Origin of the sequence: Pukyongia salina, from assembly GCF_002966125.1 — a bacterium.
Lineage (GTDB): Bacteria > Bacteroidota > Bacteroidia > Flavobacteriales > Flavobacteriaceae > Pukyongia > Pukyongia salina.
The window spans coordinates 2,879,683-2,902,066 of the sequence record NZ_CP027062.1 but is presented as its reverse complement, the minus strand read 5'-3'; the positions used below and the strand labels follow the sequence as shown (position 1 = coordinate 2,902,066).

Annotated in this window: 22 protein-coding genes; 15 read left to right on the top strand and 7 right to left on the bottom strand. The window is 43.1% G+C overall.

Annotated elements, in window-relative coordinates; translation table 11 throughout:
• Positions 1-3: 3 nt before the first annotated feature.
• From hisD to corA, 8 genes are all read left to right on the top strand, one after another.
• A complete protein-coding gene (gene hisD / locus C5O00_RS13035) occupies positions 4-1,296 on the top strand; it encodes a histidinol dehydrogenase (RefSeq protein WP_105217267.1) in 1,293 nt (430 codons plus the stop codon).
• Positions 1,289-2,335: a histidinol-phosphate transaminase gene (gene hisC / locus C5O00_RS13030; RefSeq protein WP_105217266.1), complete on the top strand. Its 1,047-nt coding sequence runs from the start codon at positions 1,289-1,291 to the stop codon at positions 2,333-2,335. Before hisD ends, hisC begins: the two co-directional genes overlap by 8 nt.
• Positions 2,336-3,472, top strand: coding sequence for a bifunctional histidinol-phosphatase/imidazoleglycerol-phosphate dehydratase HisB (hisB, locus tag C5O00_RS13025; RefSeq protein WP_105217265.1), 1,137 nt, complete (start codon positions 2,336-2,338; stop codon positions 3,470-3,472).
• Complete coding sequence (gene hisH / locus C5O00_RS13020; RefSeq protein ID WP_105217264.1) at positions 3,473-4,054, top strand: imidazole glycerol phosphate synthase subunit HisH; 582 nt, start codon at positions 3,473-3,475, stop codon at positions 4,052-4,054.
• Positions 4,051-4,779, top strand: a complete 729-nt coding sequence (gene hisA / locus C5O00_RS13015; protein WP_105217263.1) for a 1-(5-phosphoribosyl)-5-[(5-phosphoribosylamino)methylideneamino]imidazole-4-carboxamide isomerase — start codon at positions 4,051-4,053, stop codon at positions 4,777-4,779. Before hisH ends, hisA begins: the two co-directional genes overlap by 4 nt.
• The gene (gene hisF / locus C5O00_RS13010; protein WP_105217262.1) at positions 4,769-5,524 is read left to right on the top strand and encodes an imidazole glycerol phosphate synthase subunit HisF; all 756 of its coding nucleotides are present in this window, start codon (positions 4,769-4,771) and stop codon (positions 5,522-5,524) included. The genes hisA and hisF overlap by 11 nt, the downstream gene beginning before the upstream one ends.
• A gap of 17 nt (positions 5,525-5,541) precedes the next feature.
• A complete protein-coding gene (hisIE, locus tag C5O00_RS13005; RefSeq protein WP_105217682.1) occupies positions 5,542-6,147 on the top strand; it encodes a bifunctional phosphoribosyl-AMP cyclohydrolase/phosphoribosyl-ATP diphosphatase HisIE in 606 nt (201 codons plus the stop codon).
• Between the two features lie 62 nt (positions 6,148-6,209).
• Entirely contained in the window at positions 6,210-7,304 is a 1,095-nt protein-coding gene (gene corA, locus C5O00_RS13000) for a magnesium/cobalt transporter CorA (RefSeq protein WP_105217261.1), read from the top strand.
• 43 nt (positions 7,305-7,347) lie between these two features.
• On the opposite strand, the gene C5O00_RS12995 is transcribed toward corA, so the two are convergent.
• The gene (locus C5O00_RS12995; RefSeq protein ID WP_105217260.1) at positions 7,348-7,776 is read right to left on the bottom strand and encodes a hypothetical protein; all 429 of its coding nucleotides are present in this window, start codon (positions 7,774-7,776) and stop codon (positions 7,348-7,350) included.
• Positions 7,777-7,856: 80 nt separating this feature from the next.
• On the opposite strand from C5O00_RS12995, the gene C5O00_RS12990 reads away from it, so the two are divergent.
• The 3 genes from C5O00_RS12990 (at position 7,857) to C5O00_RS12980 (ending at position 10,060) form a co-directional block, all read left to right on the top strand.
• Positions 7,857-8,537: a DUF2461 domain-containing protein gene (locus C5O00_RS12990; RefSeq protein ID WP_105217259.1), complete on the top strand. Its 681-nt coding sequence runs from the start codon at positions 7,857-7,859 to the stop codon at positions 8,535-8,537.
• 120 nt (positions 8,538-8,657) lie between these two features.
• Entirely contained in the window at positions 8,658-9,332 is a 675-nt protein-coding gene (locus C5O00_RS12985; RefSeq protein ID WP_105217258.1) for a hypothetical protein, read from the top strand.
• Positions 9,329-10,060: a DUF3307 domain-containing protein gene (locus C5O00_RS12980; RefSeq protein WP_105217257.1), complete on the top strand. Its 732-nt coding sequence runs from the start codon at positions 9,329-9,331 to the stop codon at positions 10,058-10,060. Before C5O00_RS12985 ends, C5O00_RS12980 begins: the two co-directional genes overlap by 4 nt.
• On the opposite strand, the gene C5O00_RS12975 is transcribed toward C5O00_RS12980, so the two are convergent.
• Positions 10,037-10,444, bottom strand: a complete 408-nt coding sequence (locus C5O00_RS12975; RefSeq protein ID WP_105217256.1) for a glyoxalase — start codon at positions 10,442-10,444, stop codon at positions 10,037-10,039. The genes C5O00_RS12980 and C5O00_RS12975 overlap by 24 nt on opposite strands.
• 145 nt (positions 10,445-10,589) lie before the next feature.
• Here C5O00_RS12975 and C5O00_RS12970 point away from each other — a divergent pair, with 145 nt between their 5' ends.
• The gene (locus C5O00_RS12970) at positions 10,590-11,951 is read left to right on the top strand and encodes an NAD-dependent succinate-semialdehyde dehydrogenase (protein ID WP_105217255.1); all 1,362 of its coding nucleotides are present in this window, start codon (positions 10,590-10,592) and stop codon (positions 11,949-11,951) included.
• Positions 11,952-11,984: 33 nt separating this feature from the next.
• Here the strand turns inward: C5O00_RS12970 and C5O00_RS12965 are convergent, their stop codons facing one another.
• A complete protein-coding gene (locus tag C5O00_RS12965) occupies positions 11,985-15,077 on the bottom strand; it encodes a WD40/YVTN/BNR-like repeat-containing protein (protein WP_105217254.1) in 3,093 nt (1,030 codons plus the stop codon).
• Positions 15,078-15,142: 65 nt separating this feature from the next.
• A complete protein-coding gene (locus tag C5O00_RS12960) occupies positions 15,143-15,916 on the bottom strand; it encodes a LolA-like protein (protein ID WP_105217253.1) in 774 nt (257 codons plus the stop codon).
• Between the two features lie 146 nt (positions 15,917-16,062).
• Between C5O00_RS12960 and C5O00_RS12955 the strand changes: the two genes are divergently transcribed.
• Positions 16,063-16,455 (top strand): acyl-CoA thioesterase, encoded by a 393-nt coding sequence (locus C5O00_RS12955; protein ID WP_105217252.1) that lies wholly within the window; start codon positions 16,063-16,065, stop codon positions 16,453-16,455.
• On the opposite strand, the gene C5O00_RS12950 is transcribed toward C5O00_RS12955, so the two are convergent.
• Both C5O00_RS12950 and C5O00_RS12945 read right to left on the bottom strand, forming a co-directional pair.
• Complete coding sequence (locus C5O00_RS12950; protein WP_105217251.1) at positions 16,452-17,717, bottom strand: mechanosensitive ion channel family protein; 1,266 nt, start codon at positions 17,715-17,717, stop codon at positions 16,452-16,454. The two genes, C5O00_RS12955 and C5O00_RS12950, sit on opposite strands and share 4 nt — an antisense overlap.
• Complete coding sequence (locus C5O00_RS12945; protein WP_394342098.1) at positions 17,714-17,956, bottom strand: DUF3817 domain-containing protein; 243 nt, start codon at positions 17,954-17,956, stop codon at positions 17,714-17,716. The genes C5O00_RS12950 and C5O00_RS12945 overlap by 4 nt, the downstream gene beginning before the upstream one ends.
• Before the next feature lie 162 nt (positions 17,957-18,118).
• Between C5O00_RS12945 and C5O00_RS12940 the strand changes: the two genes are divergently transcribed.
• Positions 18,119-20,971 carry a M16 family metallopeptidase gene (locus C5O00_RS12940; RefSeq protein WP_105217250.1) on the top strand — a complete coding sequence of 951 codons (2,853 nt, stop codon included), beginning with the start codon at positions 18,119-18,121 and terminating at the stop codon, positions 20,969-20,971.
• A gap of 2 nt (positions 20,972-20,973) precedes the next feature.
• Here the strand turns inward: C5O00_RS12940 and C5O00_RS12935 are convergent, their stop codons facing one another.
• Positions 20,974-21,579 carry a M15 family metallopeptidase gene (locus C5O00_RS12935; RefSeq protein ID WP_105217680.1) on the bottom strand — a complete coding sequence of 202 codons (606 nt, stop codon included), beginning with the start codon at positions 21,577-21,579 and terminating at the stop codon, positions 20,974-20,976.
• A gap of 73 nt (positions 21,580-21,652) precedes the next feature.
• On the opposite strand from C5O00_RS12935, the gene C5O00_RS12930 reads away from it, so the two are divergent.
• The gene (locus C5O00_RS12930) at positions 21,653-22,384 is read left to right on the top strand and encodes an SDR family oxidoreductase (RefSeq protein WP_174688603.1); all 732 of its coding nucleotides are present in this window, start codon (positions 21,653-21,655) and stop codon (positions 22,382-22,384) included.

Genomic DNA, 22,384 nt, shown 5'->3' with positions numbered 1-22,384 from the left:
GTGATGGAAAAGATACTATACCCTGCACCTAAGAAATGGCCGGAGTTGCTACGACGGCCCACACAGCCAGTAGAAGAGATCGAACAAACAGTAAAAGAAATATTTTCCGAAGTACGAACAAAAGGGGATGGTGCGCTAAAAAAATATACGCACCTCTTTGATGGTGTGGATATAGAGTCAATACAAGTGTCGCAGTCTGAGTTGAGATCGGCCGTAACCGATATAGATCCTTCTCTGGCCGCTGCAATACGTATGGCCAAAGAAAACATTACGAGCTTTCACGAAGTTCAGCGAAGCGAAACCATCCGTGTGGAAACTTCACCAGGTGTGAATTGCTGGCAGGTTAAACGGCCTATCCAAAAAGTAGGTATTTATATTCCCGGTGGTTCGGCACCCTTATTCTCTACTGTTTTAATGTTAGCGATACCTGCAATGCTGGCAGGTTGCGAAGAGATCGTGCTTTGTACGCCTCCCGGTCCCAAGGGAAAGGTAGATCCAGCTATCTTGTATACCGCAGATCTATGTGGTATAAACAAAGTCTATTCGGTAGGTGGTATACAAGCGATAGCGGCCCTTACTTATGGCACCGAAACCATCCCAGCCGTTTATAAGATCTTCGGTCCGGGTAATCAGTTTGTTACTGCCGCAAAACAGTTTGCGACAAAGTATGGGGTTGCCATAGATATGCCGGCAGGCCCGTCTGAACTATTGGTGTTTGCCGATGATAGTGCCAGACCCGATTTTATTGCTGCAGACCTGCTAAGTCAGGCCGAACACGGTCCCGATAGCCAGGTGATCCTTGTGAGTACCTCGGAGGATATGTTGGATGAGGTGGCACGGGAGGTCGACCTTCAATTGGCAGTCCTTCCCAGAAAAGAGATCGCCGCGAAGGCAATTGAAAATTCTAAACTTATTCTGGTGGAGAATTCGGAGATCGCTTTAAGATTAATAAATGATCACGGCCCGGAGCATTTCATAGTGAATTCTCGGGATGAAGGATACTTCGCAGATAACATCCAAAATGCCGGTTCTGTGTTCGTAGGGCCTTATTCGCCGGAAAGTGCCGGTGATTACGCTTCAGGAACCAACCACACCTTACCCACCAACGGATATACAAGGCAGTACAGCGGAGTAACTCTGGATAGTTTTTTAAAAAGTATAAGCTTTCAGCATATCACACGAGAAGGATTGAAAAGCCTTGGGCCGGTTGTGGAAATCATGGCTACCGCTGAAGGGCTAATGGCTCACAAGAACGCAGTAAGTATCAGGCTAAAACAACTCGCAGAAAATGAGTAGGACAAAATTAATAAAGAGGCTGGTTCGTGCCAATGTACGCAAGTTAAAGGCGTATAGCTCTGCCCGGGACGAATACCCGGGTGACAGTGAGGGAATGATCTTTATGGATGCGAACGAGAACCCCTTCAATACAGGTTTGAATCGCTATCCAGATCCTTTTCAACGCAAGGTAAAGAAAGAACTCTCGGCTATAAAGCACATATCTGCAGAACAGATCTTTCTAGGCAATGGTAGTGATGAGGTGTTGGACCTGCTGTTCCGGGCCTTTTGTGAGCCAGGAATCGACAATTGTATCACATTACCACCAACCTATGGGATGTATGCCGTACTTGCCGGGCTTAACGATATTGAGAATCGTGAAGTGATCTTAGATGCAACATTTCAACCGGATACCGAGAGGATATTGAAGGTCCAGGACGAACGGTCCAAACTCCTTTTCTTTTGCTCGCCCAATAATCCTACCGGAAATACTATGAATTCTCCCGAAATAGAGCGGATGTTAAATGATTTTAACGGACTTGTAGTTATCGATGAGGCCTATATAGATTTTTCGGAGAAGGAAAGTTGGATAAAAAGGATCAATGATCATCCCAATCTGGTGGTGGTACAAACATTTTCTAAAGCGTATGGGTTGGCGGGAATCCGACTGGGTGTGTGCTATGCTTCTTCAGAAATAATAAAGATCCTAAACACTATAAAACCGCCATACAATGTAAACGAACTCACCCAGGGAAAAGCATTTCAGGCCATTACAGAATATAAGAATATAAAAGACACAATAGATAGATTAAATGATGAAAAGAGCAGGTTATATAAAGCTTTACTTGAAGTGGATTTGATTAAAAAGATATATCATAGTGATGCTAATTTCTTATTGATAGAAGTAGATGACGCTACCCGGCGCTACAAGGAACTTATAAGCAAAGGATTTGTGGTTCGCAACCGCAGTAATCAACCGCTTTGCAAGAATACTCTCAGGATTACGGTAGGTACAACTGAAGAGAATACTGCTTTAATTGAAACATTAAAAACCTTATAAATGAAAAAGAGGGTATTATTTATAGATAGAGACGGTACCATGATACGTGAACCGGAAGATGAGCAGATAGATTCGTTCTCAAAACTGGATTTCTATCCGAAAGCGATAAGTGCTTTAGGTAAGATCGCCTCCGAATTGGATTATGAACTCGTTATGATCACCAATCAGGACGGCCTGGGAACTGGTTCCTATCCCGAGGACACCTTTTGGCCGGTTCATAATTTTATTCTGAAAACCTTTGAGAATGAAGGAGTCGTGTTCGACGAAGTACTAATTGACAGGAGTTTTCCTGAAGAGAATAAAAACACACGCAAACCCGGTACAGGATTGTTGACAAAATACTTCGGTGAAGGGTACGATCTACCCAACTCATATGTAATTGGCGACAGGCTCACCGATATGGAATTAGCGAAGAATCTGGGCGCTCAGGGGATTTTTATAAATGATAATACTGGTTTAGGCACTGGGGAAGTGACTGTAAAGGAGGAAGAACTGGAAAATTGGATCGTCCTGGAATCTAACGACTGGGATGCCATCTATTCGTTCCTAAAGCTAGGCCGAAGAAGTTCTGAAATTACGAGAAAGACCCACGAAACCGATGTAAAGATAAATATTAACCTAGACGGGACAGGCAAGAGTGAGATCAACACAGGAATCGCATTTTTCGACCATATGCTGGACCAATTGGCGAGACACGGGATGATGGATCTTTATATAGAGGTTGATGGCGATCTGGAGGTTGATGAGCATCACACCATAGAAGATACTGCCATTGCCCTTGGAGAAGTATTCTACGAGGCACTGGGTACTAAACTTGGAATAGAAAGATATGGATTTTGCTTACCTATGGACGATTGTCTGGCCCAGGTATCTATAGACTTTGGCGGTCGCAACTGGTTGGTGTGGGAGGCAGATTTCAAAAGAGAAATGATTGGTAAAATGCCTACCGAAATGTTCTTTCACTTCTTTAAGTCATTTACAGATGGTGCCCGTGCAAATCTCAATATCAAAGCCGAAGGCACTAACGAGCACCATAAGATCGAAGCGATTTTTAAAGCTTTTGCCAAGTCGATTCGAGCTGCAATACGGCGGGACCCCGAAAAGTTAATGTTGCCATCAACCAAAGGAAGCTTATAGATGAAGATCGTTCAGATAGATTATGGTGCAGGGAATATAAAGAACATTCAGTTTGCTTTCGAGCGCTTCGGATACAGTCCGGTATTAACTTCCGATATTGATGAAATTCGCGAGGCAGACAAAGTGATCTTTCCCGGAGTTGGCGAGGCGAGCAACGCTATGGATAAACTGAGGAGGTCCGGCCTTCACCGTATTATTCCCGAATTATCACAGCCAGTCCTGGGAATATGCCTGGGTATGCAGCTGCTATGTGAACTCACCGAGGAGAATAATACTATAGGATTGGGAATATTCCCACTAGAGGTAAAACGATTCTCCAATGTAGTGAAGGTTCCACAGATTGGTTGGAACAATATCTACGGTTTGAAATCACACCTCTTCAATGCTATCACCGAAAACGAATATATGTACCTGGTGCATAGTTATTATGTTCCCTTATGCGAAGAAACCATAGCAAATTGCGACTACGAGTTGCCTTATTCAGCGGCTATCAGGCGTAACAATTTTTACGGTGTTCAATTCCATCCTGAGAAAAGTGCGGCGGCAGGCGAACAACTATTAAAGAACTTTTTAGCACTATGAGGATAATACCAGCAATAGATATAATCGATGGAAAATGCGTTCGACTTACCAAAGGGGATTACAGCACTCAAATTGTCTACAACCAGGATCCCGTTGAAGTAGCGAAGATGTTCGAGGATCACGGTATAGAATATATTCATGTGGTCGACCTCGACGGAGCCCGAAGCCAAGGAATTGTGAACTATAGATGCCTGGAGAGAATTGCTTCGAAAACCAAATTGAAAATAGACTTCGGCGGTGGTCTGAAGAGTGATGAGGATGTGAAAATTGCCTTTAGAAGTGGAGCTTCCCAGATCACGGGAGGTAGCATCGCTGTTCGATCCCCAGATTTATTTCTGAAGTGGCTTAAATCCTATGGAAGTGACAAGATCATCCTCGGGGCTGATGCAAAGAATGAGATGGTGGCTATTAGCGGATGGCAGGAAGACTCGGAAGAAGAACTTATCCCATTTATAAAAAAATATACAGAGCAGGGGATAACTTACTGTATTGGTACAGACATAAACAGGGACGGAATGCTTAAAGGCCCTTCCTTTAACTTATACGAAAAGATCCTGGGTGAAATTGAAACGCTTTCACTCATCGCTTCAGGGGGGATCTCTCATTTTTCCGAATTAGCAAGATTACAGGAACTGGGCTGTGAAGGGGTAATTATTGGAAAAGCCATTTATGAAGACAGGATCTCATTAAAACAACTAGAAAATTTTATACTGAATGCTCACTAAAAGGATCATACCCTGCCTGGATATAAAAGACGGCCGCACCGTTAAAGGGGTGAATTTCGTCAATCTCCGTGATGCCGGGGATCCGGTGGAATTGGCCGCACTTTACAGTGAATCTGGTGCAGATGAATTGGTATTCCTGGATATTTCGGCGACGGAAGAAAAACGAAAAACCCTGGCAGAACTGGTTCTAAGAGTAGCAGCTAAGATAAGGATACCATTTACTGTAGGTGGTGGTATCTCCAGTGTTGAGGATGTAGATTTGTTACTGAAGAACGGAGCAGATAAGGTATGTGTAAACTCATCGGCCGTGAAACGCCCGCAGCTTATTGACGAATTATCGTCACGATTCGGAAATCAGTGCATCGTAGTTGCAATTGATGCCAGGCAGATCTCCGGTAGCTGGAAAGTACATCTGGTAGGCGGAAAACAACCTACCGAGATCGATCTATTTGAATGGGCGGTTGAGGTTGAAAAAAGAGGAGCAGGAGAGATATTGTTTACTTCTATGGATCATGACGGGACCAGAAATGGCTTTGCCAACCAAGCTCTGGCAAAACTTGCATCCCTGGTAAACATACCTATAATAGCCTCGGGAGGGGCGGGAGAGATTTCTCATTTTGCAGACACATTTATTGATGGCAAAGCAGACGCCGCATTAGCGGCGAGTGTATTTCATTTTAAAGACATTAGGATCGATGAATTAAAGCGATTTTTAAAGGAACGTAACATTGAGGTTCGCTTGTAAATATAAATATGAAAGTTATGAATATTGATTTTGAAAAATACCAGGATGGTCTGGTGCCAGTAATAGTTCAGGATAATATCACACGTAATGTGCTAATGCTGGGATTTATGAACGAAGAAGCACTTGCTCAAACCCTCGAAAGCAAGCGAGTTACCTTTTTCAGCAGAAAAAAGAATAGTTTGTGGACAAAAGGTTCAGAGTCTGGCAACTACCTGGACCTGGTCTCCATAAGGTCTGATTGTGATAATGATACCCTGCTTGCAATGGTACATCCCCAGGGTCCGGTATGTCATAAAGGAACAGACAATTGCTGGGGCGAGCAAAACACACCTAATTTTGGATTTCTATCTCAACTGGAAGAAGTGATACAACAACGTAAGGACTTTCCGGAAATGGAAGACTCTTATGTGGCTTCCTTGTTTAAGGGTGGGGTTAACAAAATCGCTCAAAAAGTGGGGGAAGAAGCGGTGGAACTGGTTATCGAGGCTAAAGACGATAACGACCTTGCCTTCCTCAATGAGGCAGCAGACCTACTGTTTCATACACTTATCCTTCTGCAGACCAAAGGCCTTTTTTTACGTGATGTGGATAAGACCTTGCAGGCCAGGCATAAAGTTGAATAACATTTAACAACGGAAAATACTTGTGAGATTTCATTATCTTTAAAAGGTAATGTGTGATATATATGGCAAAACCAATTAAGAAAAAAAGAAAGTTCCGGCTCGACAAACTGCCTAAACGGAAAACAGTAAATCAAATTCCGGGAGCTGTCACCTATAGAGGGAGCAAAGAAAAATTAATTACTAAAGCCGAGATCATCGATTATTCGAAATCTCATTTAGAACACCTTCACACCGAAAATGTTTCCGATGCCTTCAATTTTAAAGATACAGACCGTGTAACATGGATCAATGTAGATGGGCTAAGCAATAGCCGTGAGATCGAAATTTTGGGAGAACATTTTGAGCTACACCCGCTTATTCAGGAAGACATTGTAACCACCTATCAACGTCCCAAACTAGACGAATATAGTGACTACTTGTTTTTGGTTTTTAAGATGCTTCACTACAACGACAATGCAGAGATGATCTACGAACATGTAAGCATGGTAGTGGGGAAAGACTATGTCCTTACGTTTCAGGAAGCAGACGGAGATGTATTCGACGGAGTGAGGGAGCGACTTATGAACGACAAGGGAAGAATAAGGCAGGCTGGAGCAGATTACCTCATGTTTGCCCTCCTGGATGCTGTAATAGACAACTATTTTACGGTGATCGAAACTTTAAGCGATAAGATCGAGGTGCTGGAGGATCTGCTTTTTGAGAGTAAGGCAACAGATGATATCACCCAGGATATTCAGGAACTAAAGAAGGAAGTTTTAAAGATACGCAGGGCCATCGTTCCCTTGCGTGAAGTGATCAACCGTCTTGAGAAAATAGACACACCGCTAATCGAAGACCGCACCCGTAATTACATACGAGACCTTTACGATCATATCATACAAGTGAGTGAGAGTATCGATCTTTACCGGGAAATGGTATGGGGTCTTATGGATATGTATATGACCACAATTAGCAATAAAATGAACGAGATCATGAAGGTGTTAACCATCATGGCTTCCATATTTATTCCGTTAACCTTTATGGCAGGTATTTATGGGATGAATTTCGAGTATATGCCCGAACTTAAATTAAAATATGGGTATTTTATATTATGGGGCCTCATGTTCGTTGTTCTGGCGCTTATGATATGGTATTTCAGAAGAAAGAAATGGTTATAAAAAAAGCGGGCATTTGCCCGCTTTTTTATGTATGTTGTTCAATCTATCGTAACCATCCTTTCTGAGCGGCTCCCTTCGAGTAGAAATACAGGAAGATCGCGATAATGATCACAACCAGTGGCATAACTACCGACGACATTCCCACAACTTCCATCACGTCTGTTGCGAATAACCAGTAGCCCATCTGCACCAATACAGCGAGAAGGGATATTCCTAATACAGGAACAGCCAGTTTTTTTCTTATTAATAACAATAACGAACCTATTACACCTGCAAAGACAGCAACGGCAAATACGTAACTATACCAGGAAGGTAGTGCGTCCATTAAGGCAACTTGTTCCGGGGGTAGGGCTTCTTTGATCGCGTCTGCCCACAAAGTGGTGGATAGATATTGAAACACTCCCATAAGGTTCCATAGTAGGGCAAGCACGGCAATTATCCAAAAGCCGGTGTTGGGTTTGGTGGTTGTCATAATACTTTGGTTTTATAGTTGATTAGCTAAAAGTAATGAAAAAAATTTAAGCGTATCTTTAAAGCACAAAGAGCAAGTATATGAGTGTTACCCTATCAAAAGACATATTTAATTTCCTGGAACAACTAAAAAAGAACAATCATCGCGATTGGATGCAGGAAAACAAGAAGCAGTACCAGGCTAACGAGAAGTTGTTAAAACAATTCTATACCGATGTGGAAGCCGGTCTTAATGAAACCGATGAGATCGCAAAGGTTAAAGTGTTCAGGATCAACAGAGACATTAGGTTTAGTAAGGATAAAACACCGTATAATGTGCATAGAAGTGTTAGTTTCAGTAGGGCGGGAGCCCACCGGCGAGGTGGCTATTACCTTCGGCTGGAACCTGGAAAGTCGTTAATGGCAGGGGGGTTTTTCTCCCCCGAACCCGCCGATCTGCTTCGGATAAGAAAAGAATTCGAAATGGACGCTTCCCGCATCCGTAAGATCATGAACGAGAAGAAGTTTAAGGAGGCTTTTGGAGATTTTGTGCGGGAATTTGCCGTGAAAACAGCTCCGAAGGGATTTAGTAAGGACGATCCAAACCTCGATCTAATACGTTTAAAGAGCTTTTTCTTTACCCACGAATTTACAGATAAGGAAGTGTTATCGCCCGATTTCAGAGATAAACTGCTATATCACTTCCAATTACTACGGCCGTATTTCGATTATATGAGTGAAGTTCTCACCACCGACCTAAACGGGGTATCTCTTCTGGAATAGTAGCTATGGGATGAATATTATATTCCATGATTATAATAAAATATACTTATAAAACTTGTTTATTAGTAAAAATACTTATATTTGTAGAAGTAATCGTTATGGTCTAAGATTAATTGCAGTATGAAAAATGCAACTATAGCAGTAATAACAGGTGATCTGGTGGATTCATCCCGCTTCTCCAATAAAAGGATGAGCGCTATCATTGGTCGTTTAAATACCGAATTTAAAGCGTATACGAAGCTACCAGGCGATAAAAGCGTAGAATTTACCATGTTCAGAGGAGATAGTTTTCAGGGCATCGTTGAGGATCCCAGCCTGGCTCTAAGTCTTGCATTACAAATAAAGGCTCTCATAAATAGTTTCAACGATGCCGATACGGATGCGGGAAACAACGTTCCGCTGGCCGATGTACGTATCTCTATCGGGATAGGGGAGGCCAGTTACGATCTCAACGCAATAAATGTTAGCAACGGGGAGGCATTTCAATTGTCTGGCCGTACTTTGGACAGTATGAAATCCAGGCAAAGTAAAATGGCAGTAACAACACCTGTGACCGACGTAAACGACGAGTTCGAAGTGCACATGAAATTCCTAGACGCTACTACAGACCGATGGTCCATGGCCTCGGCCGAAGTGGTATATTACCTTTTACAGGATTATAAAGAACAGCAGATCGCACAAGAGCTAAATAGGAGTCAGGCCGCGATAAATCACAGGAAGAAAGCCGCAGGATGGGATGAGATTAGACTTTTACTGCGTAGATATGAACAGCTTACAAAAAAATATTTTATATGAATCCCGATCTCATCTTTGCACTGCAACTTTTACTTGCGCATTTAATTACAGATTTCCTGTTTCAATCCAGATCCTGGATCAAACAGAAGCGTGAAAAGAAGGCGGCTTCGGTATTTCTGTATGTTCATGCCGTCTTGGCCGGTTTGCTAACCTATGTCATTGTACAGGATTGGAGTTTGTGGCTGGTTCCCGTGATCATTTCGGTAACACACTTTGGGATCGATCTTTGGAAATTGCATCAAGAGTCGGATAATCTCCGGTATTTTCTAATAGATCAGGCCTTACACTTGCTGGTTCTTTTTATTCTCTGGATATCTGTAACCCAAAATTGGGGCGAAGTATTGCCATTTATTACTTCTTTATTGGCTTCCGAAGTATTCCTTGTATACCTAACAGGCTATCTCATTGTGATCTTCCCTATCGGTTTTATTATCGGGAAAGCCACCCGGCGCTGGCAAAAGGAGATTAAAAAGGAGGACGGGATCAAGAGTCTGGCCAAGGCCGGACGCTATATTGGGATTTTCGAACGTATACTCGTGCTCACGTTTATACTCACTAATAATTTTTCGGCTATTGGATTCCTTATCGCAGCCAAATCCATTCTCAGGTTCAGTGATAAAAGTAAAAGCGGAGCGCGGAAACAAACCGAATATGTGCTTATAGGAACACTAATGAGTTTCGCATTAACTATAATTATCGGCTTTCTAATGCGCGTACTCGTACTCTAGTAGTTGCACATTGCTCTTTAGCCGTTCTCTAACGATATTCATCATACGCTTGTTAAGTGCAGAAGAATTTAAAGTGTATTCCTTAAACTCATCGATAGTGAATTGCCCTATTACTATACCTTTTAGGGAATTCCTGAATTTCATATCCTTATGGATAGCGTTCTCAATATAATCCAGGCGTTTCTCTATGGACAAGTCGTAAAATACGTTCTTGTGTTTCCGAATATAGTTTCTGAAGGCTTCCAACAACAATTCGTTCTGTAATTTGGCTACAGGCCGAAGGGTGCGGTTCTGAAAGATCTCTTCGGAAGTCATTGAAGGGTTAATTGTCGCTGAAGGAATGTCCGGCCTTAATCGGAGTAACGACGCATCACGTGGTTCCATAACAAACTGTTTGAATAAAAGTAGGAAAAGCCGTTCTTTTCTAAGTAGTAATCGGGATAAGTTATAAACTATGTTTTCAACAATAATTCCGTTAAAATTGAACTAATACTTCGTTGATTCATGGAAGGTTTTGTACTTTAATTCTATGAGTGAAATAAGATCCATCAACCCGTACAATGCGGAGCTAATCCACAGCTACAAAGAACATACCAGCCAGGAGATAGAATCTATAATAAAACAAGCCAACCACCGCTTTAAACAATGGCGGGAAACCAGTTTTAGTCATAGAACAGAATGTATGATGGCCGCTGCCGCCGAATTAAAAGCCGGGAAGGAAGGCTATGCCAAGACGATCTCTGCCGAAATGGGCAAACCTATTTCTCAGGCCATTGCCGAAATAGAGAAATGTGCATGGGTGTGTGAGTATTACGCTTCTCATGCAGAGGAGCAACTCGCTGAGGAGACAGTGTCTACAGATGCCCATTCGAGTTATGTGCGGTACGAACCTATGGGCATCGTACTTGCAGTTATGCCCTGGAACTATCCTTTCTGGCAAGTATTTAGATTTGCCGCTCCCGCATTAATGGCAGGGAATATCGGCCTGTTGAAACATGCTTCCAATGTATTTGGGAGCGCACTAAATATCGAGAAAGTCTTCCGCAAAGCAGGTTTTCCCGAACATTGCTTTACCACCTTAAAGGTAAGCAGTGACAAGGTAAAGGCTATTATCGAGAACCCCAGGGTAAGGGCTGTTACTCTCACGGGAAGTGGGCCGGCCGGTGCGGCTGTCGCCGAAGTTGCCGGGGCAAATATCAAGAAAACTGTATTGGAACTAGGAGGAAATAACGCCCTGATAGTGATGAACGATTGCGAACTGGAAGCGACACTCGACACCTGTGTGAATGCGAGATACCAAAATACGGGACAGAGTTGTATAGCCGGAAAACGTCTGCTGGTTCAGGAGGATATTGCAAGGGATTTTATTCCTAAACTTGTAGAAAGAGTAAAGAATTTGAAATCGGGAGACCCTATGGATAAAGATACTTATATAGGAACTCTGGCGAGGGAAGATCTTGCCGAAGAACTTGAAAATCAAGTACAAAATAGCCTGGCCATGGGGGCGAAATTAGAAACAGGAGGGAAGCGTGACGGGGCTTTTTACCAACCCACTGTTGTTAGCCATGTGACACCCGAAATGCCGATGTTCAAGGAAGAAACCTTCGGGCCGGCACTTAGTATAACCATTTTTAAAACTGCGCAGGAGGCTATTGAACTATCCAACAATTCTAGGTATGGCCTTGGGGTGTCTGTTTTCAGTAAAAATATTAAAGATGTAAAAAAATTGATCCCTCAATTTGATGAAGGCGCGGTGTTTATCAACGAATTGGTAAAGAGCGATCCGCGACTGCCCTTCGGCGGCGTGAAAGAAAGTGGCTACGGACGCGAACTTAGCAAGCATGGTATCCGTGAGTTTACCAACCGTAAAACGGTTTATATCAATAAATAAAAAAACCCCGCTTTTTGCGGGGCTTTTTGATAACTAATCCTTTTTAAGGAATTCTTCTTTTGTCTTCAGCTTAGGAGGATCGATACTGTTCTTTTCGAGGAAACTCTCGAATTTCTTTCCTTCTTTCGCCATGATCTCCTGGTAGCGCGATTTGGCGGCTATCCATTCTTCAGAGATCAATTCGTAATTTTGCTTTTGCGCACCCGAAACCCGATCGTAACTTGAAGCTACATTAGCATAGAGATCACCCATTTTTTCCCGTAGTTCCGGTTCGGCGGAAGCCACATAATTATCACCTGTTGTAATTACCAGATCTTTTTTAAGTGCCTCCAAGGCGTCGAATAGCTTTTGGGCTGTTTTTTTGCCTTTCGGATTGTTTTCCATGACCTCCCTGGCCTTGTCCTGGGTTTCATTGAGCTCGTAAATTGTATAGGCCAGGTCTTCAACCATATCGTATAGTATACCGGTCATCTTTTCCTGCTCCTTTCTTTCGGCCAGGCTGGTAAGAGATTTCTTATCATATTCCAGGTCGATAATATGCTCGTAGGTATCCTTTCCTTTAGTAAGTACGATCTTGTATTTACCGGCCGGAACGCGAGGAGCCGTGAAGCCACCAAACGATAAGGTCTTCGCTTCCGCCATTACCGGAGTATACGTATTGTAATTCCAGTTAACAACATTGATACCCTTAGATTTACCAGCAGGCAGAGATACTATCTTATTGCCTTGCATATCCTGTACTTCCATGGACATCTTCCCGAAGGTATGTCGCTTTTTCAGGTAGTAAACAATACGTGCAGCGGTACTTTTATTACCTCCCACAAATTGTGTTTCTGCTCCAAAGTTACCGGAGAAACCACTATCCTCCACCATGGTGAAAGGCTTCGTCTTGAAGAAATGGACATCTTTTGCCAGAACTTGCTGGTTTAGTTCGCGCAGCGGACTTATATCGTCTATAATGATCACGCCTCTTCCATGGGTTCCCATTACTATGTCGTTGGTTTTCTTCTGAAGATCGATAAAGTGAACGGCAACCGGTGGCATATTGTTTGTAAAATGCGACCAGTTCTTCCCTCCATCAATGGTAACGTATAATCCGAATTCAGTACCGAGGAAAAGAAGATCCTCGTTCACATAGTCCTCCTGGATGTTTCTTACAAAGGCGTTCTTCTGAATATCATCGGAAATTATATTTACCCAAGTCTTTCCATAATCGGTTGTTTTCATGGCGTATGGCTTCATATCGCCGTGAGTATGGCCATCAAATACAGCGTAGGCGGTACCCTTGCCATGCACACTGGCTTCAATGTGATACACCCAGGTATTGGCTGGGATACCCGTAAGGTTAGCCGTTACATTCGTCCAGTTTTTACCTCCATCTGTGGTTAGCTGAATGTTTCCATCATCGGTTCCTACCCAGATCACGTTTTCATCTAAAGGAGATTCTGCAATGGTGAAAATCGTGGTATGATTCTCGGCTCCACTGTTATCTACCGAAAGCCCTCCCGATTTAGACTGGTCTTGTTTCGCAGGGTCGTTGGTGGTAAGATCGGGCGAAATTATGGTCCAGCTGTCGCCCATGTCGTCCGACTTATGCAGGAACTGACTTCCCATGTAGAATCTGTCCGGGACATGGTGGCTTACAGCCATAGGTGCATTCCAGTTAAATCGCAGCTCCGGATCACCTTTTCGCGGCAGTGGTTGTATGGTTTTGGTCCTGTTCCTGTCTGCGTCATAGCGCCATACATTTTCCGCCCCTTGCATTTCGGAGTAGATAATGTTCTTGGTTGGATGCTTCAGCACTCTAAATCCATCTCCATAACCCACACTGTTCCAATCGCGAGCATTCACACCACCGGGCGAGGAGGAAGGGCCATACCAACTACCGTTGTCCTGGAGTCCGCCGTAAACATTGTATGGCTCCGCATCGTCCACACTAATATGATAGAACTGCGATAAAGGCAGATTTTCAACGATCTCGAAAGTTGTTCCTCCGTTCCAGCTTCGGTATACACCACCATCAGTTCCGGAGTACATGATATCACTATCTTTAATATGGAAGGTAATATCGTGGATATCGCTATGCATGTTACCTAAATTCTTAAAGGTCTTTCCTCCGTCACGGCTAATAGAACCGGTGAGACCACCTTTAACTACTACGTCCGGATCTCTAGGATCTATCGTAATTCGTGAGAAATAAAAAGGGCGTACCGTTAAACCAAAATCGGCATTGAGGTGTTCCCAACTTTGTCCCCCATTGGTAGATTTCCACAAGCCGTTCTTAGATTTATCCTCGGTTTCCAGAACCGCATAAACTATCGAACTATCGCTAGGTGCTACCTGAACCGCGATTCGACCCAGTTTTCCGGCCGGAAATCCATTGTGGATCTTATTCCAGCTTTTCCCAGCGTCGGTAGATTTATACAAGGCGCTATTTGCTCCACCGGAGTTGAAACCCCAGGCAGTTCTTCTAAATTCCCACATCGAAGCATAGAGTGTGTTCGGATTTTTTGGATCCATGATCACATCGGCAGCACCGGTTGAAGGATTTACATAAAGTATTTTAGACCAGGTCTTTCCGCCATCGGTAGTTTTATAAACACCTCTGTCTTCACTATCGCTCCACAAAGCCCCAAGCACTCCCACATAAACCTCATTGGTATTATTTGGGTTGATGGCGATAGAAGCTATTCGTTCACTATTCTCAAATCCTGGGATCTCTGTCCAGTTATTTCCTCCATCTGTAGATTTGTATAGGCCATCACCTACAGAAACCGAGTTTCGGGTCCAGGTTTCACCGGTACCAACCCAAATAGTTCGGTCCGGGTCCTTTGGATCTAATTTTACAACTCCAATAGACTGTGCATAGTCATCGAAGATGGGAACAAAAGTTGCTCCTCCGTCATTAGATTTCCATACACCGCCACCCGCAGTTCCTGCGTAAAGAATCCTGGTATTAGTAGGGTGCATTTCCAGGTCGTTGATACGACCACTCATTAAGGCAGGTCCTATATGACGTGCGCGCATGTCGCCGAACAGTTCTTTTCCTTTAAGGTTGATCTCCTGGGCGGGAAGCACAAATGGCATCAACATCCCAGTAAGAAATAAGATGATTAGTTTTTTCATTTTTTGGTATTTGGTTATAAAAAATCCCCATAAGTACGGGGATTTTTTATGCAATTCGAGTGAGTTTATTTTTTGTCTTCAGTATCTGCTGTCGCAGGCATTTTGAACATTGCATCATCCACCTCCACATTAAATTTAACATCGGTGACTTTGATGGTTTGTCCTACTTGTCCGTTAAATTTTTGTGTGATCGAAAATGGCAAGTAAAAATCACCTGCTTCAAGATAGTCACTAAATACGGTCTGAGTGGTCATTCCTGCCATAGGTCCGCCATTCATAGTAGACTCTGACACGATAGGTACAAAATTTTCCTTGTCGAAATAATAGGTGGTTACATTAGGTTTTTCTTGCCCATCTACCATAACCGGTTTTTTAGTAAGTACCAGTTTATAACATTCTGTTCCTTCCATCGTAGCTTCGCCAACAAGCTCTAATTTATATCCATTCTCCTTGTAGTTTAAAAACGGATCAGGGAATTCATTGGCTTCGTTATTCTTGTAGTTTACCGAAGTTTCCTTATCCATTGCTTCGGCCTGCATGCTCTGGAAATTTGTCGTCCATACCTGCTCTCCATCAAAAGCCTGTGGAATAAAACTGGTACCCTGAAGGTCTACTTTTACCACCATTCGGCCATCGCTTAAGGTCGTTTGAACAAAGGGATACGATTGTCCTCCCATCATGGCATCACCAGTAGTTTGCATAGATTCGATATCATCCCAGGCTTCCTTACCGCCGGTGTTTTCGAAATAATTTTCAATAATTTCATCCGCAGTTTGTGCGGTTGCGGGTACAATTGCTGCAACAAGAAGGATGATGAATAGTGTCTTTAGGGTTTTCATTGTGTAATTAATTTAAGTTTAGCTTAAAGGTAAGTCTTAGCAGTCAAATGTTTGTTACATTTTCCTGATATTTTTTTCTGAATCTTACTTCTCTAAAACCGTATATTTATGCTTCTAAAGAATCAAAATCAATTTCAGAAAAGACCATGAGATTTCATACCCGAAAATGGATAAAACCGGAAGATCTAAATCCTAACGGAACCTTGTTTGGCGGAAGACTACTGGAGTGGATCGATGAAGAAGCCGCTCTCTATGCTATTATTCAGTTGGAAAACCCCCGTACTGTGACCAAATATATGAGTGAGATCAATTTTGTAAGCTCGGCCAAAAAAGGGGATATAGTTGAAATTGGGATCGAAGTAAAGAAATTCGGGAGAAGTTCGTTAACCCTTTGTTGCGAGGTGAGAAATAAAATGACGCGTCACACAATTATTACCATCGATACGATAATCATGGTGAGTTTGGATGAGAACGGGAAACCATATCCCCATGGGAAGACCCAAATAGAGTACGTTTCGGATAGATTAAAGGACAATTAATTAAGAGAGCTTATATCTTTCCCGGTAGGTAGCTCGAAGATCTCAAGATCAAAGTAGGGCGCCGCTGCAATAAAGTGATCGAAGAGATCTGCCTGTATAGCCTCGTAATTCTGCCAGACCTTATCATAGCTAAAACAAAAAATTTCTATAGGTATACCTTTATCGGTTGGCGCTAAATGACGCACCATTAAATACATATCCTTATTGATAGCTGGCGATTCGTGTAAGTAGGCATCTATATATTTTCTGAATACACCAAGATTAGTCTGGTTACGCCCGTTTATAAGTACAGATTTGTCTGCATTTACTCTTTCATTGTATTTAGCGATGTCCCGCTCCCGGTGTTCTATATAGGGTTTTACCAGTGAGATACCCTTTAGTGTTTCAATATCCTCGGGTGTGAGATATCGAACAGTACTTTGCTTAATATAAATGGCACGTTTTATTCTTCTCCCGGATGATTCCTGCATCCCTCTCCAGTTTTGAAAAGAATCTGAAATCAAACTATAGGTAGGAATGGTGGTATAGGTATTATCCCAGTTCTGAACTCGTACTGTTGCCAGGTTTATTTCGGTAACCAGTCCGTCTGCTCCATACTTTTGAAAGGTAATCCAGTCTCCAATACGTACTATATCATTTACAGAAACCTGGATACTGGCTACAAAACCCAGAATAGTATCCTTAAAAATGAGCAGGATTACCGCCGAAGCAGCTCCCAGGGTAGCAATACTGGTGATAGAATAGCCCGTTAAAGCGTTCACGATAAAGAATATTCCAGCTCCCCAGGCGAAGATCATCAACACCTGCATATAACTTTCTAAGGGCTTGTCTGCATATTTTTCGTTGCTCTCTCGCACATACTTATTTATGGTGCGTAAGATGCTTCTGAAGATAAGAATGCAGAGAATTACCAGATAAGCTTCGGCAAGTGTTTCGACGTGCCTTTCAACCTGCGGATAATCTGTAAAGATCACCGGTATGAGATACCAGGTGAGGAATAAAGGGATGCTATGTGCAAGGTAACGTGGAAAATTACTCAGAACCAGGAAATCGTCGAAGGTAGTTTTGGACCGGTTACTAAAAGCCTTAAATAGCTGGACAATGATCTTACGGGTTATGATATCCAGAATGGTGGCGATAATTGCCACAACAATGATTAGTAGCGCGGCATTGATTAGTTTCGCCCACCCCGGGCCCATACCTTGTTCGATCAGGAGATCGCGTACCCAGCCAGCATATGTTAACATCGTCTCACGGTTCATGACAAGTATTTTCGTTCAATATAAAAGGGTCCAAAAGGTAAAACAGAACAAGCAACCGCGATAAAGAAGGTAGTCCAGCTCCAGTTAAGTTTCTCTTTCATCAACCAGGCACCGGCTATATACAACATAAATAATATACCGTGCGCCATACCTACCACCTGTACCATTTCGGGCGTGTCCCAGATGTATTTCAATGGCATCGCGATTCCAAGTAGTACGAGGAAGGAAATAGCTTCCATTGTGCTGATAATCCTGAAAGTTTTAATAGAAATATTCAAATCAAAAATTTTGCTGCAAAGATAATGCAATGGATGCGGATAGACCGAATTTAAGAAATCTTTAGCATGGCAATTTATTCAAAGACGGTATCTTGAAAGCCATTAACTAACAACCTTAAAATAATGAAATTCTTATCGATCATTCCCTTCTTATTTACATTGATCCTTCTATTCTCTTGCTCCGAAAAATCAATAGACCAATCTACCACAGACTCCTTTAGTATCGAATACGAAAAATTTACGCTGGATAACGGCCTGGAGGTAATTCTTCACGTTGATAAAAGCGACCCGATAGTGGCGGTTGCCACTATGATGCATGTGGGCTCCAACAGAGAAAAGCCCGGAAAGACCGGTTTCGCACATTTCTTCGAGCACATGAGCTTTAATGATTCGGAAAATGTTCCGGTAGGCGCCAATCGTAAAATGATCCCGGAATGGGGCGGAAGCCGAAACGGAGGTACCTGGAGTGATGGTACTGTCTATTATGAGGTAGTACCCAAGGATGCCTTCGAAAAGATATTATGGATCGACAGCGATCGATTCGGATACATGATCAATACAGTTACCGAAGCTGCCCTTGAGCGCGAAAAGCAGGTAGTGAAGAATGAAAAGAGGCAACGGGTGGATAACGCTCCTTACGGTTATACCGATGAGATCATTAGAAAGAACCTGTATCCGGAAGGACATCCATACAGCTGGACCGTAATAGGATCTTTACCCGATCTGCAAGCTGCTACCCTCGATGATGTAAAGGAATTCTATCACAAATACTATGGCGCGGGTAACGCATCCCTGGTGATAGCAGGTGATATCGATGTTGAAGAAACGAAAAAACTTGTGAATAAATGGTTTGGGGAAATACCAAAAGGACCGGAAGTAGAGCCGTTAAAGCCCATGCCTGTAACCTTAACAGAAACGAAATCCCTCTCGTTTGCCGATAATTTTGCAAAGCTGCCGGAACTTAGAATGGTTTTTCCTAGTGTTGAACAATACAACAAAGATGAATACGCATTACAGGTATTAGGACAACTGCTTAGTGGCAGTAAAAAATCTCCGTTATATAAGACCGTAGTAGAAGAGAAGAAACTTGCTCCCAGGGTATCCTCGTATAACAACAGCAATGAATTGGCAGGTGAATTCGTCCTTAGGGTTCGGGCAAACGAAGGTGTGCCTTTGGATGAAGTAAAGGCAGCGATCGATGAAGGCTTAAAAAGGTTTGAGGTAAGCGGCTTTACCGATAACGAGCTACAACGCATCAAAGCCGAACTGGAAACCGACCTCTACTATGGAGTTGCCACAGTTTTAAATAAAGCGTTTCAACTGGTTCAGGACAACGAATTTGGGAACGACCCCGGGTATATAACAAAACGTGCCAAATACCTGCAGGAAATATCTCGCGAGGATGTAATGCGCGTGTATAATACCTACATTAAAGGAAAACATTTTGTTATGACCAGTGTGGTTCCGGCCGCCAGTCCTCAACTAGCTGTATCAGGCGCGACAGAAGCAACTGTTTGGCAGGAGGAGATCACTGCGATGAAAGCGAATGAGCAGGTAGCGCAGGGGGAAGAAGCCGAATACGAAAAAACACCCTCAAAATACGACAGGTCTGAACCACCGTTTGGTGATGCGCCGCTCTTTAAAATGCCAACGGTATGGGAAAGCGCAGCAGATAATGGCATGAAAATCCTGGGTATTGAAAATAATGAGCTTCCTATTGTAACTTTCAATATTAGTATTCCGGGCGGACACCTGCTGGATCCGGCAGATAAATCGGGACTGGCGGTATTCACAGCAGACCTGATGAATGAAGGTACGGCTAGTAAAACTTCAGCCGAACTTGAAGAGGCTATCGGACTTCTTGGCTCCAGCATCTCAGTTGACGGAAGCCTGGAAGAGATCAACATTTCGGGGAGTTGTTTATCCCGAAATTTTACGCCTACCATGGCATTGGTGGAGGAAATGTTGTTACAACCCAGATGGGATGAGGCAGATTTCGAACGACTGAAACAAGAATGGAAAACCGGACTTAAAGGTAGAGAGGCCAATCCTAACGCCATCGCGGCTCTTAACTTTAATACGTTGATCTATGGCCCGGATCATATAGCCGGTATGCCCACCAGTGGGAACCTGGAAACTGCCGAAAATGTAACCCTGGAGGATGTAAAGGAATATTATAAATTTCTGAAGCCGGGTGGTGCGAGCTTGAAAGTAGTAGGTGATATAGATAAAGCTACAGTGAACAAGGCGGTTGAGAGCCTGGTGAATAACTGGAAAGGTGAAGGAGTTAAGTCTTCCAATTTAGAAGTCACCAACGCCACCGATGGATCAACACTCTATTTTATTGATGTTCCGAACGCCAAACAGTCTGTACTCTATATTGGTTCTCTTGCTCTGTCGGCAACCGATCCGGACGCCGCAAAACTAAGTTTTGCCAACGAGATATTAGGGGGTGGTTCCAGTGGAAGGCTTTTTCAAACATTACGTATTGAAAAAGGATACACCTATGGGGCGTATTCGCGTATCCCGGATCGTACTATCACCGCGCCATTCACAATTACTTCCAGTGTTAGGGCTAATGCCACGCTGCCATCTTTGGAGATCATTCAGAAAATGATACAAGATTACGGATCGGGATTTACAGAGGAGGACGTAGCACTCACCAAGAACAAAGTGGTAAAACAAAATACCCGTGCTTACGAATCGCTTAATGCCAAGCTGGGTATACTTACCCATATCGATAAATTTGGTAAACCAAAGAACTTTATCGATCTGGAACAACAGCAATTGATGGAAATGACCTTGAAAGATTTTAAGGATACCATAGATAAGTATATGCAGGAAGATAAAATGATCTATGTGGTTGTTGGTGATAGAGCTACTCAATTGGAAGAAGTTAAGAAACTGGGAAAGAAGGTTGTGGAGTTGGATATCTTCGGAAATGAAATTGGTGCCTTACAAGGTGGCGAGCTGTAAATCTAACGGTCACAGGGTAGTGGTTCATTCATGGTAGGGTAGGACATATTTTTTCTGAAGCTGAAATGCCACCACTCTGTACGGATGGTATTAAACCCGAATTTTCTCATGCCTTCAATAAGTACCTTTCGGTTGGCCAGAACATCCTCGGGGAAATTTAAATTATCGATATGCGCCTCCCGCCCAAAATGATCGTAATCGCTGCCCATTTCCACATAGCAGCCTTCCAGGGTGACTAAGGTCATATCGACCGCTGCACCCTTGTTGTGGATAGAACCTTTTCCGTAGGGGTTAGCCACATAGGTAGCTCGTGGGACCTTTGCCCACATTTTCTTCTGAACGTCTAACGGACGATAGCAATCGTATAATTTGATCTTGTACCCTAATTCGCAAAAGTACTGGTTTGCTTTTAGTAGGGCTTCAGCCACTTCCTGCTGCAACAGGCAGCGGGCACAATCGTATAAAGTCTCACCAAGAAAATTGTTACTGGTGGCATATCGTATCTCGTAATCAAATTCAGAAGAAAGCTCCCTAAGATCAACTAATTTGGATTGGGAAATACCGGTACTTCCCATAAGGAAGATAAAAACGATGACGATTTTCTTCATTACTGTTAAATTTAAGTATAATTTAATTACGTACTTATTCAAGCTGTTGTAACTTTGAACAAAAAGAACGGTCATGGAGGAAATTAATGGAAAAGTAGCGCTTATTACAGGTGGAACAAAAGGAATAGGTCTAGGGATAGCCGAAGCTTTAATGAAAAAGGGTGCGCATGTAGCCATTACCGGACGTTCCCTGGAAAGTGCGGAAGAGGCTGCTGCCGATCTCAACACAAGATTGGGTAACTCAAGTCGTGCGCTGGGCCTGGAAGCCGATGTACGTGATTTTGTGAGTCAGGAAAAGGCTATGAGGGCAGTAATGGCAGAGTTTGGGAAGATCGATGTTGTAATTGCCAATGCGGGAATAGGACATTTTGGGAGTGTAGAATCGCTTACAACTACACAGTGGCAGGAAACGATAGAAACGAATTTAACAGGGGCCTTTTACACGATGAAAGCAACTTTGGATGCCCTGAAGGAAAGTAAAGGCTATTATATTTCCATTTCCAGCCTGGCTGGAACTAACTTCTTCGCTGGTGGCTCCGCCTATAACGCCAGTAAATTTGGCCTAACAGGTTTTACGCAGGCGGCCATGCTCGACCTGAGAAAGTACGGTATAAAAGTTAGCACCATTATGCCGGGTAGTGTAGCAACATACTTTAATGGAAATGAACCAGATGCCTCCGATGCCTGGAAAATACAGATTGAAGATATAGGAAAGCTCGTGGTCGATCTTCTGGAAATGCATCCTCGAACCCTGCCTTCTAAAATTGAAGTGAGGCCAAGTATGCCACCGGCCGCTAGAAAATAA

Bases quoted from the DNA above. Each gene is read 5' to 3' on its own strand.
- hisIE (WP_105217682.1), top strand. From the start codon at position 5,542: ATGAATATTGATTTTGAAAAATACCAGGATGGTCTGGTGCCAGTAATA.
- C5O00_RS12950 (WP_105217251.1), bottom strand. From the start codon at position 17,717: ATGAACCGTGAGACGATGTTAACATATGCTGGCTGGGTACGCGATCTC.
- C5O00_RS12970 (WP_105217255.1), top strand. From the start codon at position 10,590: ATGAGTGAAATAAGATCCATCAACCCGTACAATGCGGAGCTAATCCAC.
- hisA (WP_105217263.1), top strand. From the start codon at position 4,051: ATGAGGATAATACCAGCAATAGATATAATCGATGGAAAATGCGTTCGA.
- C5O00_RS12940 (WP_105217250.1), top strand. From the start codon at position 18,119: ATGAAATTCTTATCGATCATTCCCTTCTTATTTACATTGATCCTTCTA.
- corA (WP_105217261.1), top strand. From the start codon at position 6,210: ATGGCAAAACCAATTAAGAAAAAAAGAAAGTTCCGGCTCGACAAACTG.
- C5O00_RS12990 (WP_105217259.1), top strand. From the start codon at position 7,857: ATGAGTGTTACCCTATCAAAAGACATATTTAATTTCCTGGAACAACTA.
- C5O00_RS12975 (WP_105217256.1), bottom strand. From the start codon at position 10,444: ATGGAACCACGTGATGCGTCGTTACTCCGATTAAGGCCGGACATTCCT.
- C5O00_RS12930 (WP_174688603.1), top strand. From the start codon at position 21,653: ATGGAGGAAATTAATGGAAAAGTAGCGCTTATTACAGGTGGAACAAAA.
- C5O00_RS12995 (WP_105217260.1), bottom strand. From the start codon at position 7,776: ATGACAACCACCAAACCCAACACCGGCTTTTGGATAATTGCCGTGCTT.
- C5O00_RS12935 (WP_105217680.1), bottom strand. From the start codon at position 21,579: ATGAAGAAAATCGTCATCGTTTTTATCTTCCTTATGGGAAGTACCGGT.
- hisF (WP_105217262.1), top strand. From the start codon at position 4,769: ATGCTCACTAAAAGGATCATACCCTGCCTGGATATAAAAGACGGCCGC.
- C5O00_RS12985 (WP_105217258.1), top strand. From the start codon at position 8,658: ATGAAAAATGCAACTATAGCAGTAATAACAGGTGATCTGGTGGATTCA.
- hisC (WP_105217266.1), top strand. From the start codon at position 1,289: ATGAGTAGGACAAAATTAATAAAGAGGCTGGTTCGTGCCAATGTACGC.
- hisD (WP_105217267.1), top strand. From the start codon at position 4: ATGGAAAAGATACTATACCCTGCACCTAAGAAATGGCCGGAGTTGCTA.
- hisB (WP_105217265.1), top strand. From the start codon at position 2,336: ATGAAAAAGAGGGTATTATTTATAGATAGAGACGGTACCATGATACGT.
- C5O00_RS12965 (WP_105217254.1), bottom strand. From the start codon at position 15,077: ATGAAAAAACTAATCATCTTATTTCTTACTGGGATGTTGATGCCATTT.
- hisH (WP_105217264.1), top strand. From the start codon at position 3,473: ATGAAGATCGTTCAGATAGATTATGGTGCAGGGAATATAAAGAACATT.
- C5O00_RS12980 (WP_105217257.1), top strand. From the start codon at position 9,329: ATGAATCCCGATCTCATCTTTGCACTGCAACTTTTACTTGCGCATTTA.
- C5O00_RS12945 (WP_394342098.1), bottom strand. From the start codon at position 17,956: ATGGAAGCTATTTCCTTCCTCGTACTACTTGGAATCGCGATGCCATTG.
- C5O00_RS12955 (WP_105217252.1), top strand. From the start codon at position 16,063: ATGAGATTTCATACCCGAAAATGGATAAAACCGGAAGATCTAAATCCT.
- C5O00_RS12960 (WP_105217253.1), bottom strand. From the start codon at position 15,916: ATGAAAACCCTAAAGACACTATTCATCATCCTTCTTGTTGCAGCAATT.